This window comes from Mycobacterium sp. OTB74 (assembly GCF_029892685.1).
Taxonomy (GTDB): Bacteria; Actinomycetota; Actinomycetes; order Mycobacteriales; family Mycobacteriaceae; genus Mycobacterium.
On the sequence record NZ_JARXVD010000002.1, the window covers coordinates 453,733 to 470,719 of the forward strand.

General features: G+C 66.5%; 12 protein-coding genes. 6 read left to right on the forward strand and 6 right to left on the reverse strand.

The genetic code is table 11. The features are described 5' to 3' along the window. Positions 1 to 9: 9 nt before the first annotated feature. Entirely contained in the window at positions 10 to 2,898 is a 2,889-nt protein-coding gene (locus M2432_RS05230) for an MMPL family transporter (protein ID WP_280825673.1), read from the forward strand. 6 nt (positions 2,899 to 2,904) lie between these two features. On the opposite strand, the gene M2432_RS05235 is transcribed toward M2432_RS05230, so the two are convergent. Together M2432_RS05235 and M2432_RS05240 are read right to left on the reverse strand one after the other, a co-directional pair. Beyond that, on the reverse strand, positions 2,905 to 5,526 hold the full coding sequence (locus M2432_RS05235) for a hypothetical protein (RefSeq protein WP_280825674.1): 2,622 nt from the start codon (positions 5,524 to 5,526) through the stop codon (positions 2,905 to 2,907). Between the two features lie 120 nt (positions 5,527 to 5,646). Beyond that, positions 5,647 to 6,807 (reverse strand): AI-2E family transporter, encoded by a 1,161-nt coding sequence (locus tag M2432_RS05240; protein ID WP_280825675.1) that lies wholly within the window; start codon positions 6,805 to 6,807, stop codon positions 5,647 to 5,649. 175 nt (positions 6,808 to 6,982) lie between these two features. Between M2432_RS05240 and M2432_RS05245 the strand changes: the two genes are divergently transcribed. Next, positions 6,983 to 8,026: a YbhN family protein gene (locus M2432_RS05245; protein ID WP_280825768.1), complete on the forward strand. Its 1,044-nt coding sequence runs from the start codon at positions 6,983 to 6,985 to the stop codon at positions 8,024 to 8,026. Between the two features lie 27 nt (positions 8,027 to 8,053). Continuing rightward, positions 8,054 to 8,455 carry a DUF3054 domain-containing protein gene (locus M2432_RS05250; RefSeq protein ID WP_280825676.1) on the forward strand — a complete coding sequence of 134 codons (402 nt, stop codon included), beginning with the start codon at positions 8,054 to 8,056 and terminating at the stop codon, positions 8,453 to 8,455. Between the two features lie 33 nt (positions 8,456 to 8,488). Here the strand turns inward: M2432_RS05250 and M2432_RS05255 are convergent, their stop codons facing one another. Then, on the reverse strand, positions 8,489 to 8,875 hold the full coding sequence (locus M2432_RS05255; RefSeq protein ID WP_280825677.1) for a heme-binding protein: 387 nt from the start codon (positions 8,873 to 8,875) through the stop codon (positions 8,489 to 8,491). Between the two features lie 124 nt (positions 8,876 to 8,999). Continuing rightward, positions 9,000 to 9,551: a hemophore gene (locus M2432_RS05260; RefSeq protein WP_280825678.1), complete on the reverse strand. Its 552-nt coding sequence runs from the start codon at positions 9,549 to 9,551 to the stop codon at positions 9,000 to 9,002. 406 nt (positions 9,552 to 9,957) lie between these two features. Between M2432_RS05260 and M2432_RS05265 the strand changes: the two genes are divergently transcribed. Then, positions 9,958 to 12,969, forward strand: coding sequence for an MMPL family transporter (locus tag M2432_RS05265; RefSeq protein ID WP_280825679.1), 3,012 nt, complete (start codon positions 9,958 to 9,960; stop codon positions 12,967 to 12,969). 59 nt (positions 12,970 to 13,028) lie between these two features. Continuing rightward, positions 13,029 to 13,478 (forward strand): helix-turn-helix transcriptional regulator, encoded by a 450-nt coding sequence (locus tag M2432_RS05270; protein ID WP_280825769.1) that lies wholly within the window; start codon positions 13,029 to 13,031, stop codon positions 13,476 to 13,478. A gap of 87 nt (positions 13,479 to 13,565) precedes the next feature. Here M2432_RS05270 and M2432_RS05275 read toward each other — a convergent pair whose 3' ends face one another. Together M2432_RS05275 and M2432_RS05280 are read right to left on the reverse strand one after the other, a co-directional pair. Continuing rightward, positions 13,566 to 14,255, reverse strand: a complete 690-nt coding sequence (locus M2432_RS05275; protein ID WP_280825680.1) for a hypothetical protein — start codon at positions 14,253 to 14,255, stop codon at positions 13,566 to 13,568. Further along, complete coding sequence (locus tag M2432_RS05280; protein ID WP_280825681.1) at positions 14,252 to 14,932, reverse strand: hypothetical protein; 681 nt, start codon at positions 14,930 to 14,932, stop codon at positions 14,252 to 14,254. The genes M2432_RS05275 and M2432_RS05280 overlap by 4 nt, the downstream gene beginning before the upstream one ends. 40 nt (positions 14,933 to 14,972) lie before the next feature. Between M2432_RS05280 and M2432_RS05285 the strand changes: the two genes are divergently transcribed. Then, a complete protein-coding gene (locus M2432_RS05285; RefSeq protein ID WP_280825682.1) occupies positions 14,973 to 16,955 on the forward strand; it encodes a M13 family metallopeptidase in 1,983 nt (660 codons plus the stop codon). Positions 16,956 to 16,987: the final 32 nt, after the last annotated feature.

The following is a 16,987-nucleotide window of genomic DNA, read 5'->3' on the forward strand; positions in this document are numbered from 1 at the left end:
GGAGCTGACGTGTTCGCCTGGTGGGGTCGAACGGTGTACCAGTACCGGTACATAGTGATCGGTGTCCTGGTGGCGCTGTGCCTGGGTGGTGCCGTGTACGGGTCCTCTTTGGGCTCGCACGTCACCCAGAGTGGTTTCTACAACGAAGGCAGTCAGTCCGTCGAGGCCTCGGTCCTGGGTGACCAGGTGTACGGCCGCGACCGGACCAGCCTGGTGGTGGCCATCTTGACGCCCCCGGACAACAAGAAAGTCGATGACCCGGCCTGGCAGAAAAAAGTCTCCGGGGAACTCGATGCCTTCGTCAACAACCACAAGGACCAGGTGGTCGGCTGGGTCGGCTGGTTGAAGGCCCCGACCACCGACAACCCGACAGTCCTGGCGATGAAGACCCCGGACCTCAAACACACGTTCATCACCGTCCCGCTCAAGGGCGACAACGATGACGCGATCCTGAAGACCTACCAGGCGGTGGCCCCGGACCTGCAGAAGGTCAATGACGGCAACATCAAGCTGGCCGGCATGGAGCCGCTGGCCAGTGAGCTGACCGGCACCATCGGCACCGACCAGAAACGCGCCGAGTTCGCGATCGTCCCACTGGTCGCGGTGGTGTTATTCTTCGTGTTCGGCGGCGCCATAGCGGCCGCACTGCCGGCCATCATCGGCGGCCTGACCATCGGCGGTGCCCTGGGCATCCTGCGCTTCACCGCCGAGTTCGGGCCCGTGCACTTCTTCGCCCAACCCGTGGTGACCATGATGGGCTTCGGTATCGCCATCGACTACGGCCTGTTCATCGTGAGCCGGTTCCGTGAAGAGCTTGCCGAGGGTTACGACGTCGAGGCCGCAGTACGCCGCTCTGTGATGACCTCAGGGCGCACTGTGGCGTTCTCCGCGGTGATCATCGTCGCGTCGTCGCTGCCGCTGCTGCTGATCCCACTGGGCTTCCTGCGGTCCATCACCTACGCGATCATCGCGTCGGTGCTGCTGGCGGCGTTCCTGTCCATCACGGTGCTGCCCGCGGTGCTGGGCATCCTGGGCGCCAACGTCGACGCGCTGGGCGTGCGCACCCTGCTGAAGGTGCCGTTCCTGGCCAACTGGCCGTTCTCGCGCCGCATCATCGACTGGTTCGCCGAGAAGACCCAGAAGACCAAGACCCGCGAAGAGGTCGAGCACGGCTTCTGGGGCCGGCTGGTCAACGTGGTGATGAAACGGCCACTGGCGTTCGCGGTGCCGATCATCATCGGGATGATCCTCCTGGTCATCCCGCTGGGGCAGCTGGCACTGGCCGGTATGAGCGAGAAGTACCTGCCGCCGGACAACCCGGTCCGGATGGCGCAGGAGGAGTTCGACAAGGTCTTCCCCGGCTTCCGCACCAACCCGCTGACGCTTGTGATCAAGAGTGACAACGGCCAGCCGGTCACCGATCAGCAGATCGCACAGGTCAAGGCCAACGCCGCAACCGTCGACGGGTTCATCGCCCCGAACAACGACAAGTCCAAGATGTGGACCGAGCGGACCTATCAGGACGGCGGCACCAAGAACCCGGCTGTCCGGGTGTTGTCCAACGGTCTGGCCAACAGCAACGACGCAGCCCAGAAGATCGATGCGCTGCGCCACCTGCAGCAACCACACGGGCTCACCGTGCTGGTCGGCGGGGCTCCGGCGCTCGAGCAGGACAGCATCAGCGTGCTGTTCGAGAAGCTGCCGCTGATGCTGGTGATCCTGGTCGCCACGACCACGGTGCTGATGTTCCTGGCGTTCGGGTCGCTGGTGCTGCCGGTCAAGGCAGCGCTGATGAGCGCACTGACGCTGGGTTCCACGATGGGCATCCTGACCTGGATGTTCGTCGAAGCCGGACACGGCTCAGGGTTGATGAACTACACCCCGCAGCCGCTGATGGCGCCGATGATCGGCCTGATCATCGCGGTGATCTGGGGTCTGTCCACCGACTACGAGGTGTTCCTGGTGTCCCGCATGGTGGAGGCCCGCGAGCGCGGCATGTCCACCGCAGAGGCCATCCGGATCGGTACCGCGACCACCGGTCGACTGATCACCGGTGCCGCGCTGGTGCTGGCTGTGGTTGCCGGCGCCTTCGCGTTCTCCGACCTGGTGATGATGAAGTACCTGGCCTTCGGCCTGCTGATCGCGCTGCTGCTCGACGCAACCGTCATCCGGATGTTCCTGGTGCCGGCGATCATGAAGCTGCTCGGCGACGACTGCTGGTGGGCACCGGCCTGGATGAAGCGGATCCAGCAGAAGCTAGGCCTTGGCGAGACCGAGTTGCCCGACGAACGCAAGCGTCCCGTGGTCCGCGACCCCGAGGAGCCACGTGCGTTGGTCGGCGTGGGCGCACCGTCCCGGCCCCCGCACGATCCTGGCCATCCGGGGGCACCGCGGGCCGTTCCCGCGCGGATCACGCCCGGCGTCCCGAGCCAGGCACCGACCAGCCGCATTCCGTCGCCGCCTGCGCCGGCCAGTGAGCCGTCGACCACTCGGTTCGCCGCCGCAGCCAAGGGTGCCTTCAAGAACGTGATGTCGAACGTGAGCCGCGCTGCCAACCAGTCGGGTCGCGAGCCACAGCAGGCCCCGGTGAACGCAGGCGAACCCGCCACCACCGCGTTCCGGGCACAAGGCAGCCGCTCGGGTGCGGCCGGACAGCGCGGCGGACCGCGACCGGCCAGCAACCGCGAGATCGAGTCCTGGCTCGGTGAACTGCGCGGAACTCCGAGCAACCGGCCGTCACCCCAGAATCAGCCGTCTCCGGGAAGCCCTGGGAACGAGCCGACCACCGCGTTCCGGGCTCAGCCCGACTCCACCGAGAAGACGGACACCCGGGACAAGCCGCGTCGTGGCGGCGGGGTTAGCGCTCAGGATCTGCTGCGCCGAGAGGGCCGCCTCTAACGGCGGTCAGACCGCTGGCACAAGCAGATCCGCGAACTTGGTGACGGCCTGGTTGTATCGGACGTTGTAGCCCTCGACCACGGCGGCTTCCAACACGGGCACCTGCACGTCCCGCTCCAGTCGAGGTGACGCGATTCCCCCCCAGTCCTCATAGTTGGAGACGATCACGTCGAGATAGACGGGTTGTCGAAGATGCTTGCCGATCAACAGCTTCTGCAGTGCGTCGGCGACAGCCGGATACGGCGTGAATTCGGCATTCTGCAGCCAGTCGCGCAGATCGGCCTCGGGCACGCTGAAATCGATGCCGAGTGCACCCAGACGACTGAGGACCGGGCCCGGCGCAGGGACCGCGGATGGGACAGGCGCAGCGCCCGGGGGCGTCACCGGGAACGGCTGATGGTTCCAGCCCTGATCCGGTGCGGCGTCCCACCATTGGGTGCCGATCGCGCCGTCGGGCCGTACCCAGAAGACGTCCAGATGCGACGCCAGCCGTCCGACCGAGGTGATCGACGATCCGGGACTTGCCGATCCCGGCGGTGCGATAGCAAACGGGCGGTGGTCGGCCCAGCTGTGTCCCGCTGCCGCATGCCACCACTGGGTGCCGACCGACCCGTCCGGGGCCACCCAGAAGACATCCAGGTTGTTGGGCGTGCGGGCCGTCGCGCTCACCCCGCCCGCTGATGCCACGGCGCCGGGCGACGTGACGGTGAACCAGCCGTGGTCGGCCCAACTCGCACCGGCTGCGGCAAACCACCAGTTCGAGGCGACCGATCCGTCCGGGGTAACCCAGAACACGTCGAGGTTGTCCGGTGTTCGGGCGACGACGCTGAGCGCTGATCCCGGCCGCGCAGATCCGGCGGGCGCGAGTCGGAAGGCGCCGTGGTCGGCCCAACTGCTGCCGGGGGCCGCGGTCCACCAATTCGACGCCACCGCTCCGTCCGGAGTCACCCAGAACACGTCCAGATGATCGGGCATGCGCGCCACGACGGCGATTGCCGAGCCGTGCTCCGCCGAGCCGGGAGGCGCGACGTTGAACGGGCCATGATCACCCCAGCCGGCACCCGGCGCAGCCGCCCACCACTGGCTCGCGACCGCGCCGTCGGGCCGCACCCAGAACACGTCGAGATTGTCGGCGGTACGGGCGACCGCAGCGATCGCCGAGCCCGGCTGTGCCGACCCGGGCGGTGCGATGGGGAAGGCCGCACCGTGCTCGAACCACCCGCCGTTGGTAGCGCTGACCCACCACTGGGTCATCACGGATCCATTCGGCGCGACCCAGAACACGTCGAGGTTGTCCGGCGTGCGAGCCACCGTGGTGACCATCGCGCCCGAGACGGTCGCACCTGCCGCCACCACGTCCGTCGGAGCGTGGTCGGCCCAACTCTGACCCGCTGCGCCGGCCCACCACTGAAATCCGATCGAACCGCTGTTTCGGGCCCAAAACAGTTCCAGCCGAAGCGAATCGCGAGAAACCACATCCAGTGCCGATGACGTGGTGGCGCGCAGATTCGCCCGTGCCTCATCGGGCGGGGTGTGATTGATGACGTCGTTCCAGACGTAGCGGTAGTACGGGTTCTCCTGGTCCATCTCCTTGTACCGGGAGCTGTGACCGGTGCCGCCGAACCACTGATCCACGATCGCGCCCTGTTGCTCGGCATTGAATTTCGACCAAGGCTGACCCGGTGCGCCGTACTCATAGACGTTGTCACCCATGGAGTAGTTCGCCTGGTTCACCAGACCGCTGCACATCAGGCCCGGCAAGGACCCGGTGTGGGCGATCTGCCAGGCGTGGGTGAGTTCGTGGATCAGGGTTTGCCCGTGTTTCGGATACGCGGTCCCGCCCGTTCCCAGCGTGTCGTCATAGGTACGCCCGAGATTGACGTAGGTCTTGCCGTCGACGCCAGGCGCGGTGAACGGCCGGCCGCCCATGCCGGCGAGGTTGGTGATGATGACGTCCTGATAAGGCACCGAGTTGCCGAATACCTGTCGGGCGAAGGCGATTTCGCCGGCGTTGAGGGGCCGGTATTTGATCAGTGCGTTCGTCACGGCACCGATCGCCACCCCGGCGACGACGCCGAGGATCAACGCAGTTCCGACACCTGCGCCCGCCACGGTCGCCACGGCGAACACGACGACTCCTCCGACCACACCGAGCGTGCCGCCCGGCCCGAGCGTGGTGCCCAACCAGCTGATGGCCTCGCGGGTTGCCCCGATCACCACGCCCAACGCCGCGCCCACTGCTCCCGCGGTCACGTCGATGATGTCGTTGACGAGTTCGGCGATAGTGCCGATGACCCCGCCCCATTTGTAATCCTTGGCGACTCCATACGTGGCGTTCGCATCCAATGCCGACCAGTACAGAGCCAGCAGCGGACTGTGGCCGCTCTCCTCACGGTTCCACTTGTCGACGCCGGAGACATGTCCGCTCTGGATGAAGGCCATGGTCGGGAATCCGGGTGCCGTCAGGTAGGCGCGGAGATTGAAGTCGAAGTTGCCCGCGATGCTGCTGCTGTTCATGTGGAAATGCACGTGGTAGTCGCCGTTGTCGCTTACCTGTACATCTACCCATCCCCCCAAGGGGGTTCCGGAGGGGGTGGTGACGACGCCATGGAATGTGCGAGTTGCCATTCTGCGAACCCTTCGATCGACCGGTTGCCTTCCGGCCGAGCTTTCAGCAAGTTCCCAGGGGGTCGATAGAGTAGTCCGTTACTCGATTTCGCCCGACCAACCGGTCGACGTACGCGGCGGTTAGCCCTCGCTATCGCTGCCCGGATCAGCCCCGTCGGGATCGGCCTCGGCCAGAATCTCGGCCTCCACCGCGGCCGGGTCCTCGGCGACCAGCACGCGGACCGCGCTGTTGAGGAACGCGACCGTCGGCACCGCGACCAGCGCGCCGATGATGCCCGCGGTGACGCCGCCTGCGGCGATGGCAAGCACGACGGCCAGCGGATGCACCGAGACCGCTCGGCCCATGACCACGGGCTGCAACACATGCGCCTCGAGCTGTTGGACGGCGATGATCAGGCCCAGAGCGATCAGCGCGTAGACCCAGCCCTTGGCGATCAACGCCACGACCACCGCCACAGCGCCGGTCAGCACGGCACCAACCAGCGGGATGAACGCACCGAGGAACACCAGCGAGGCCAGCGGCAGCGCCAACGGAATCCCCATGATGGCCAGGCCGGTGCCGATGCCGACGGCATCGACCAGGGCGACCACGAACGTAGCGCGCACATAACCGACCAGCGAGCCGAAGCCGGCACGTCCGGCGTCGCGCACCCGTTCGCGCACCGAAGCCGGGAGGATCGCGGTGATGAACGCATAGATTTTCCGGCCATCCTGGAGCAGGAAGATCAGGGTGAACAGGGTCAGCAGGGCACCGGTGATGATCTCGGTGAGCGCGCCGGCCGTGGAGAACACGCCGCTGGTGAGCTTGGACTGATTGTTCTTCAGCGCGTCGATGGCGGTCTGGCCGATGTTGTTGATCTGATCGCTGCTCAAATGCAGGATCGGCCCTTCGGTCAGCCACTTGCGGGTGCCGTCGATGCTTTTGGCGACCTGATCGACCAACGCGGGTGCGCCGTCGATGAACTGGCTGACCACGAACGTCAGGATGCCGCCCACCCCGACAATGGCGGTCAGCAATATGATTGCGACAGCTGCTCCGCGTGGCAGCCCGCGCCGGTCCAGAAAGTCGACGGCCCGCAGTAGAAATGCAGTTGCCAAGGTAGCCAACAGAATTGGCACCACGATGAATTCCAGTTTGACGACCAGCCACAGCAGGGCCAGCACGCCGCCGAAGATCACCAGCAACCGCCACGACCACGCTGCCGCCCGACGCACCAATGGATCGACCGCAGCGTCAGCCCCGGAGTCCAGGGAGAAGCCCGTTAGTTGTGCCTCCGGCATGCGCGTCAGCGTAGTCCCGAACAAGGACCGCGAGCGGTGTCCGGGGCGCGCGCGCCGCGCCGTGAATCGCGACACGCCGACTACGCTGTTGGGCGTGTCGTACAACGCGCCCCCCGGCACGTGGACGGCTCGCCGTCGTGGCACATGGACGGCCCGCCGACGTGGCGGCGCCCGTCTGCAATCGGGCCGGACGCGCGGAAAATACTGGTGGCTGCGCTGGGTTTTGATCGCCGCAGCCGCCACCGTGCTGGCCGTCGAGATCGTGCTGGTGTGGGACCAACTGGCCAAGGCGTGGCACAGTCTGCTGTCGGCAACCTGGTGGTGGGTGCTGGCCTCGGTGGCCTGTGCGCTGGCGTCGATGCACAGCTTCGCGCAGATTCAGCGCACGCTCCTGGCCTCGGCCGGGGTCCATGTGCGGCAGTGGCGTTCGGAGGCCGCGTTCTATGCCGGAAACGCGCTGTCGACCACTCTGCCGGGCGGCCCGGTGCTGTCAGCCACCTTCGTGTACCGCCAGCAGCGACTGTGGGGCGCCTCCCCGCTGGTCGCGTCGTGGCAGTTGGTGATGTCCGGTGCGCTGCAGGTGGTGGGCCTGGCCCTGCTCGGCCTGGGCGGCGCGGTCCTGCTGGGTGCCAGCAAGAACCCGCTGTCGCTGATCTTCACCATTGGCGGGTTCATCGTGCTGCTCGTGCTGGCCCAGACCGTGGCAGCCAACCCACAGCAGATCGATGGCATCGGAGTGCGCCTGCTGTCGTGGTTCAACTCATTTCGCGGTAAGCCCGCCGACACCGGGGTGGAAGGTTGGCGCCGGATTCTCTGCCAACTGGAATCGGTGAGCCTGAGCCGTCGGACCCTGACCGTCGCGTTCAGCTGGTCATTTTTCAACTGGGTGGCCGACGTTGGCTGTCTGGCCTGCGCGGCGTACGCCACCGGTGGGCGCCCGTCCCTGGCTGGGCTGACGGTGGCCTACGCGGCCGCCCGCGCCGTCGGGTCCATCCCCTTGATGCCCGGCGGCCTCCTCGTGGTCGAGGCCGTGCTGGTGCCCGGCCTGGTGTCCAGCGGCATGACCCTGGCGTCGGCCATCTCCGCCATGCTGATCTATCGAATGGTCAGCTGGATATTCATTTCGGCCATCGGCTGGGTGGTGTTCTTCTTCATGTTCCGCACCGAGAAAGACATCGACCCCGACGCTCCGACACCGGAAACCCCGTCAGCGCAATGAATTTGTACGATCTGAACGTGATGCACCATGGATAATGACCTGGACACAACGTCGCCGAACGCTGAAATCGGTTCGACGGCAACGGCTTTGCGTGCCCTACTGATCGACGCGGTATGCGTGGTGATCTTCTGCACCATCGGCCGGCGTAGTCACGCTGAGGGCATCACCGTGGTCGGGGTGGCGCACACCACCTGGCCGTTCCTGACCGGGACGCTGCTGGGGTGGGCGCTGTCCGCCGGCTGGCGGCGGCCGTCGGCGCTGGTGCCGACCGGTTTGACCGTCTGGGTAAGCACGGTCGTGGTCGGAATGTTGTTGCGCAAGGCCACGTCCCAGGGCGTCGCGGTCAGCTTCGTGATCGTCGCGTCCGTGGTGACCGCGGCCCTGCTGCTCGGCTGGCGCGGCGCCGCCGTGCTGTTGCGTCGGCACTGAGTACAGCGCCGACGCAGGCAGCAGCGGTATTTACTACGACTCGTTGTCCGCAGACATGCCGGTCGCGCCGCAGCGCTCCCGCTGATCGACCAGTGGCTGGCGAATGCCCTGCAGGTCGGCCTTCGCGGTGGGGTTGTCGTTGAAGTACTGCTTGACCTTGGGCTTCATCTCCTCACGGGTCAGCCCCTTGAGACTGGTGAAGAACCCGTTGACGTCCGGATGGCTGAACAGGTACGCCGAGGTGGAGGCCGCCACACCAGCGGCGACCCCCGCCAGATCCGCGGCGGTGCAGTTGGGGGGCGGCGGCGGGTCGTCCGCCAGAGCCGACGGCAGCGCACCGAACATCGTCGAACCGGCGATGACGCCCGCGCCGATGGCGCCAGCGACCAGCCGGCGTGCCCTATGGGCCGAAAGCACCATGGTCAATCTCCTTCATCGAAAGCTCCAGCGCCCGTAACCGATTGGCTACTGACAGTAAGAAGCTAAGCAGACTCTGGGGAGAACTTCCCAGGTTGGCGCCAAATCGCCGGCGCGCCCAATTGTGCTAGTGCGCCGCGGGCGCGGCTGCAGCAACAGACGGCGCCACCAGACCGCCGGCTGGCGCCGATACGGCCTGCGCCGGCGGCACCGCGCCCGAACCGGTGGTCACGCCGGGCAGCGCACCCGGCAGGGTCGGCAGCCCGCTGGGAAGTCCCCCGCCCTGCGCGGACTGCATCAGGCCCATCAACTGCGGCAGGGTCAGCGGCAACTTGCACCGGCTGGACAGTGTCACCAACGGCTGCTGAAGCTGCTGGATCGCGGAACCCTCCTGGGGATGGGCGTCGAAGTAGGTCTTCAGCACTGTCACCGACTGCGGACCCGGCTGCTGCTGCGACACCGCAGTAAGGGCCTGGTTGGCGTCGGGGTGCGAATCGAGATAGGTCCCGGTGGAGGTGGCCACCATGCCGATGCTCTTGGCGACCTCGCTGGCCGAGCAGGGATCCACGCCAGCGGTAGCCGTCGGCTGGTACGTCAGCGTGAGCGCGACACCACCCGCAGCGGTCACAGCGAACACCGCGGCAACCCGACGACGGGTCCGGGCAGCACCTGTTTTCATCACGCATCTCCTCACGGCTCACGCAACCTCGACCGGCGCGTAAACACTCAGCAAACTCTGGATTCCACGGGAGCGCCCGGCGGGCGACCCGGCCCCACCCCCGGAACCGGTCGACGGCCATCTTGCCATCAGAATTGAGCACCCGCCCAATTCATCCAGCAAATACGCAGGTCAACACCAAAGAGATGGATGGCATCAGGTCACAAATTAGCCAGCGATCAACGTTGCTGGGCGTCAGCTGTGACAACACCGCAGAATGGCACCGTGCATCACCCGAGCGCCCTCGCGAGCGGGTCACCTTACCGCATACTGGGGTAGGGTCGGGCTACGCAACGCCCGGTTACTCCGGCGGTCCGTCCGGACCATTAGGAAGGTCGCAGGGAGAGGGTTCACCATCCAGCAGTTGATGATGCGGTTGAGTGGCACCCTGCGCCGTTGGCGCTGGGCGGTCTTCGCCGTCTGGCTGCTGCTCATGGTGCCGTCGCTTTACCTCGCCGCAACCCAATCCAGCAATCTTTCCGGCGGCGGCTTCGAGGTTGCAGGTTCGCAGTCCCTGCACGTCCAATATCAGCTCGAGGACCACTTCCCGGATCAGGGCGCCTCCCCGCTGGCCCTGGTCGCCGCGCCCAACCCCGGCGCCTCCCAGCAGGACATGACGGCCGCCGTCGACCGTCTGGAACGGATCGCCGCCGACACCACGAGCGTCAAGGTCGTCCGCAACACGCAGCAGCCGCCTCCGCAATCCGGACGTCCGTACGTGGTGACGCTGCAGCTGGACTTCAACAACAGCGGCGCGGTCGACATCGCCAAGAAGCTGCGGGCGGCGGTCGGCATCAACGGCGAGAAACCGGGCCAGAGCGAGGACGGCAAGGTCCGGTTCTACGTCATCGGCCAGGGCGCGCTCGGCGCGGCGGCCAGCCAGGCCACCAAGCACGACATCGCCGCCGCCGAGAAGTGGAACCTGCCGATCGTGCTGATCGTGCTGCTGGCGGTGTTCGGCTCGCTGGCCGCGGCCACCATGCCGCTGGTGTTCGGCCTGTGCACGGTGGTCGTGACGTTGGGTGTGGTGTACCTGCTGTCCATCTGGGTCACCATGAGCGTGTTCGTCACCTCGACGGTGTCCATGTTCGGCATCGCGCTGGCGGTCGACTACTCACTGTTCATATTGATGCGGTTCCGCGAGGAATTGCGCGCCGGCCGGGACACCGACCAGGCCGCCGACGCCGCAATGGCCACCTCAGGCCTGGCCGTCCTGCTGTCCGGGCTGACCGTCATCGCCTCGATCACAGGCATCTATCTGATCGATACGCCCGTGTTGTCCTCGATGGCCACCGGCGCGATCCTGGCCGTCGCGATCGCAGTGCTGACCTCGACCAGCCTGACTCCCGCTGTGCTGGCCACCTTCGGTAGGCGGGTGGCCAAACGCTCCCCCTGGCTGCATGTCACCCGGCGCCCAGACACCACCCAATCCCGGTTCTGGACCCGCTGGACCGACCGCACCATGCACCGCCCCTGGTTGTCGGCGCTGCTGGCCGCGACCCTCCTGGTCATCATGGCCGCGCCCGCCTTCTCGATGGAGCTCGGCAACAGCATGCTGCGCCAGTTCGAACCGACGCATGAGATCCGGGGCGGCGTCAGCGCTGCCGCCGAAGCGCTCGGCCCTGGTGCGCTGGGACCGGTCCGGGTGCTGGTCACCTTCCCCGATGCGACGGCTTCCGATCCGCAGCGCACCGCCGTATTGGATGCCGTGCACCAGACCCTGACCCAGGCACCAGACGTGGTCACGGTGGCCCCGCCGGTGTTCGGCAACGACAACCGCAGCGCCCTGTTCTCGACGGTGTTGTCGGTCGATCCAGAAGACATGGTCGCGCGGGACTCGATCAAGTGGATGCGCCAGCACCTGCCGAACGTGGTGGAGCCGGAAACCACCGTCGATGTCGGCGGCCCGACCGCGCTGATCATGGACTTCGACGTACGAGTAGCGGCCACCCAGGGACTGGTGTTCGTGTTCGTCGCGGTGATCGCCTTCGTGATGCTGCTGATCTCGATCCGCTCGGTCGTGCTGGCATTCAAGGGCGTGCTGATGACGGTGCTGTCGGTGGCCGCGGCCTACGGCAGCCTGGTGGCGGTGTTCCAGTGGGGCTGGTTGCAGTCGCTGGGATTCAAGCCGCTGGAGTCGCTGGACAGCACCATCCCGCCGTTGGTGCTGGCGATGACCTTCGGGTTGTCCATGGACTACGAGATCTTCCTGCTCACCCGGATCCGGGAGCGGTTCCTGCAGTCCGGCGACACCCGCGACTCGGTCACCTACGGCGTCAGCACCAGCGCCCGCACCATCACCAGCGCGGCGCTGATCATGATCGCGGTGTTCATCGGTTTCGCCTTCGCGGGCATGCCGCTGGTGGCCCAGATGGGCGTGGCCTGCGCGGTGGCCATCGCCGTGGATGCCACGGTCGTGCGCCTGGTTCTGGTGCCCGCCTTGATGGCGATGTTCGACCAGTGGAACTGGTGGGTACCACAGTGGCTCGACCGCATTCTGCCGTCGGTCGATTTCGAGAAGCCGCTGCCCAAGGCCGAGACCGGCAACCTGGTCATCATCCCCGAAGAGTTCGCCTCGCTGGCCGACGTGGCGCCGTCCGGAGCCGAGTTGCGGACCGTCGTCAGGTCCGCGGCAAAGCTGAAGCACCTCGCGCCCCAAACCATCAACGTGTCCGACCCGTTGGCGTTCAGCGGTTGCATGCTGGCCGGACAGCCCATCGAGATGACACTGAGCGGCTCCGATGTGCCGCGCACACTCAAGGGCGGACCGCGGGCCGTGCCGCGGCGGATCGCCCCGGCTTCGACAGACCGGCGCCACGACGGCCGCAAGCCCTCCGACCGCGACGGTGATAACACCGTGCGGTCAGGTGTGGCCGTGCTTCGCCGCACCAGCACTGACGCCCGACCGGCCGACGGCGTGCGGCCGGTGACCTTGTGGGGTGGACGACTGTCGGTGGCTCTGGACGCGCTGTCCCTGGCCACCGACACCTCGTCGATCAAACGCCTCAGCCCTATGGAGACCACCAACGTGCTGCTACCCACCGGTGACCGACTGGAGATTCCGACCGGCGCCGAGACCCTGCGCCTCAAGAGCTACCTGGTCATGTGCCGGAACAGCGCCCAGGACTACTCCGAGCTCGCTGATCTGGTGTCTTACACAGATGTCAATACCGCGGCTGCGGTGCTCACCGGAATGGATCAGTACTACTCTGGACACACGTCGCAGAGCCAGTGGGTAGCCACCCAACTGGTCCGGCGGTTGGCCGATCCACACCCGTTCGACGACAACGAACCCGGTGGGTCGGGCACCGGCGACTGGGTCGACGTCAAGGAGCGCTGCCTGGCGGTGGCAGTGGCGATGTTGGAGGAGACGAGGTGACGTTGACATCCGGAGTTCGGGGCACCCCTGGCCCAGCCGGCGATTCGTCACCGACCACCGTGATTCCGGTGCAATCCGCGGATTCCCGGCCGGTCGAGTTCTGGTCGACTGCAGCCATCCGCGCCGCACTCGAGACCGACGACCTGTCGGTGTGGCAGCGGATCGTCGTCGCCATCAAGCGGGACCCATTCGGCCGCACCGCCCGGCAGGTCGAAGAAGTACTTGCAACCTCCCGCCCGTACGGCATCTCCAAAGCTCTCGCCGAGGTGCTGGTCCGGACCCGCGCCCATCTGGAAGCCAACGAATGCGCCGAGGTGGCCCGTCAGGTCCGGCTGCTGCTGGAACGCTCCGGCTTGAGCGATGTGGAGTTCGCCTCACGCATCGGCGCAGCCGGCGACGAGCTATCGGCGTATTTGGAGGGCACCACCAGTCCGTCAGCGTCGATGCTGGTGCGCATGCGCCGCCTGTCGGACCGTTTCGCGCGGGCCCGCCCCGGCCGCGACTCCTAATTCTTTTCCCGTCCAAACGGACAGACGGGCCGCAAAGTGCGAGTAAAAGCGGCCCATTCGTCGATCTCGGCGCGCACGCAGGCGCAGTTAGCGAGCGCCGATCGGCGTCACGTCCATCACCAACCAGCGGCCCGACTGCTTTGTCAGGGTGACCCGCAGCGCTAGCACGGCAGTCTGCTGGGGCTTGCCGGGAGCATTCTGCGTGCCCCGCATGACGACCGCGACGCTGGCCATGTCTGGGCCGATGGCCTCGACACCGGCCGAGATGGTGCTGGCCTGACCGGACACCCCACGGCTGGTCAGATCCTTTGCCACCGCAGTGAATTCATTGCGGTAGGCCGCGGCCCGCTGCGGCGCCATCAGCGCGGTGGCGCGATCGATCGACGCGTTCGGAGTGGCCGGGGTGAACGTCGCAGACGCCTCGGAGACGCTGCTTGCGATCCCCACGACCTGGGCGATGTCATTGCTCATCGCGTGATCCTGCTGTGTCCAGCGGAGGTAGCCAACCGCCACCGCGGCAACCAGAGACACCACGGCCAGACCTGCCACGACGGTACGCAGCCGAGGCCCGTCGTCATCGGTGCCCATGGTGACGCCGTCGCGGCGGAACAGGATGAAGTTGACCACCGAACCCTGCACCACCAGGACGCCGAGCACCGTCGCCACCGCCGCCCACCACAGTGGCCAGCCGAGCGCGAACCCGATGTACGCCAACGCCGCGAGCACCGCGAGGGGCGCCAAGATGTCGAACGCCGCGACCCGCCACACATTCCTCATCGCAGCGTCTCGAGTCGCGAGATCAGCAGCTTGCCGTCGACATCGGAGACGCCCAGCCGCAGCCGCCAGCGCACCGTCTGCGGCTTGTTGTCGGCGACGTTCTGGCTGACCGAGGTAGCCAGCACCAGCACCGTCGTGGTGCTGGAAGCAACGGCCGCCAACTCCGGCTGAACCTGCGGCTTGCCTTCTTCGCCAGGTTGCGGGTGGTGCAGTGACTCCACGGCCACAGAATCGATCTGGCCGGCCGTCTTGCTCTGCAGCTTCTGCACCAGCTGGGTGAACGGCGCCACCGTCGACTCGAAATCGGCGTTGAGCTGGCCGACGGTGCCGTCGTGCAGCTTCTGCACGCTGGAGGTCACGTTCCCGGCATTCATGTTGATGAGCACGCCGGTCCAGTCCGCGGCGGCCTGCATCGCCCGGACTTCGTGGTCGCGTTCGTCGGCGTCGTTGCGGTGTCCCACATAGATCAGGGTGGCCAGGACCACGGCCACCACTGCTACCAGCCCGAGCAGCGCCGAGGCCACGCCGTACCCGGTGAAGATGCCGCCGGAGTTCCCGTCACTGCGATCCGTGGCGGGTGCGGCAGCCGTGTGCGCATCGCCTGTTGTCCGGGCTTCGGCTTTCGCGGCGGCGTCGTCGCTGCGCTCGTCAGGCATGGCCGTGAGGGTACCTGCCATAGCCGGACCGTATTTCAGCGGCGATGGCAGGATGGCTGGGGTGACGCTTGAAGCCGCTTCTCCCCGCTCCGGTATCGATCTGAGTTTCGTCGACTCCGACTCCCGCCCCCAGGACGATCTGTTCGGCCACGTCAACGGCCGCTGGTTGACCAACTACGACATTCCGGCCGACCGGGCCACCGATGGCGCCTTCCGGCTACTGGCCGACCAGGCCGAAGAGCAGGTTCGCGAGCTGATCACCACGGCATCGGGCGCAGCCGGAACCACCGCGCAGCAGATCGGCGATCTGTTCGCGAGCTTCATGGACACCGATCGCGTGCGCGAGGTCGGCCTGGCTCCACTACTGGCCGAGTTGGCTGTGATCGAGGACGCCGCGGATGTCGACGCGCTGGCCGTGGTGGTTGGCGGGCTGCAACGCACCGGTATCGGCGGCGGCACCAGCGTGTACATCGACACCGACTCGAAGGATTCGACGCGCTACCTGCTGCACCTGTCGCAATCCGGTTTGGGTCTGCCCGACGAGTCCTACTACCGGGACCCGCAGCACGCCGCGGTGTTGGCGGCCTATCCCGAACACATCGGCCGGATGCTTTCCCTGGTCCACGGTGGTTCGGCTGAATCACATGCCGAGGTTGCATCCCGCATCGTCGCGCTTGAGACCAAAATCGCAGCGGCACACTGGGATGTGGTCAAGCGCCGCGACGCCGATCTGAGCTACAACCTGCGCTGGTTCGCCGAGCTGCCCGGCGAGGCACCCGGATACGACTGGAACGGCTGGCTGGTCGCCTTGGGCGGTACCGCCGAGAAGGCGGCCGAAGTCGTTGTGCGCCAACCTGATTTCTTGACTTCCTTCGCCGCCCTATGGGCCGCCGAGCCGCTGGCCGACTGGAAGGCTTGGTTGGGTTGGCGGGTGATCAGCGGGCGCGCGCCGATCCTCACCGACGAGTTGGTCGACGAGAATTTCGACTTCTACGGGCGCACCCTGTCGGGCACCGAGGCCATCCGCGAGCGCTGGAAGCGTGGCGTCGGAGTGGTCGAGGGGCTGATGGGTGACGCCGTCGGAAAGCTTTATGTGGCAGAGCATTTCCCGCCGTCCCACAAGGCCCGCATGGACGAGTTGGTGGCCAATCTGCGCGAGGCCTACCGCGTCAGCATCACTTCGCTGGACTGGATGACCCCGGAAACCCGCGAGAAGGCGCTGACCAAGCTGGATAAGTTCACCCCGAAGATCGGCTATCCGGCACGCTGGCGCGACTATTCGGCACTGGTGATCGATGCAGGTGACCTGTACGGCAACTACCGGCGCGGCCGCGCTGTCGAGTACGACCGCGAACTGGCCAAGTTGGGCGGCCCCGTCGACCGCGACGAATGGTTCATGACGCCGCAGACCGTCAACGCCTACTACAACCCGGGCATGAACGAAATCGTCTTCCCTGCAGCCATTCTGCAGCCGCCGTTCTTCGACGCCGAAGCCGACGACGCGGCCAACTACGGCGGTATCGGCGCGGTGATCGGCCATGAGATTGGACACGGTTTCGATGACCAGGGCGCCAAGTACGACGGCGACGGCAACCTGGTGGACTGGTGGACCGACGCCGACCGATCTGAATTCGGCCTGCGCACAAAGGCTTTGATCGAGCAGTACGAGGCCTTCACGCCGCGTGCACTCGATGCCTCACATCACGTGAACGGGGCATTCACCGTCGGTGAGAACATCGGCGACCTGGGCGGCCTGTCCATTGCGTTGCTTGCCTACGAGCTGTCACTGGGCGGCCAGGAAGCGCCGGTTATCGACGGGCTGACCGGTGTGCAGCGGGTGTATTTCGGATGGGCCCAGGTATGGCGGACCAAATCCCGTGACGCCGAAGCGATCCGACGGCTGGCGGTGGACCCGCATTCGCCGCCCGAGTTCCGGTGCAACGGCGTCATCCGCAACATCGACTCGTTCTACGAGGCGTTCAGCGTCGGCGAGTCAGACGAGCTGTACTTGGAACCCGCTGCGCGCGTGCGCATCTGGAACTAACGCGCCTCTAGGTAAATGCCCCCGCACGCTCG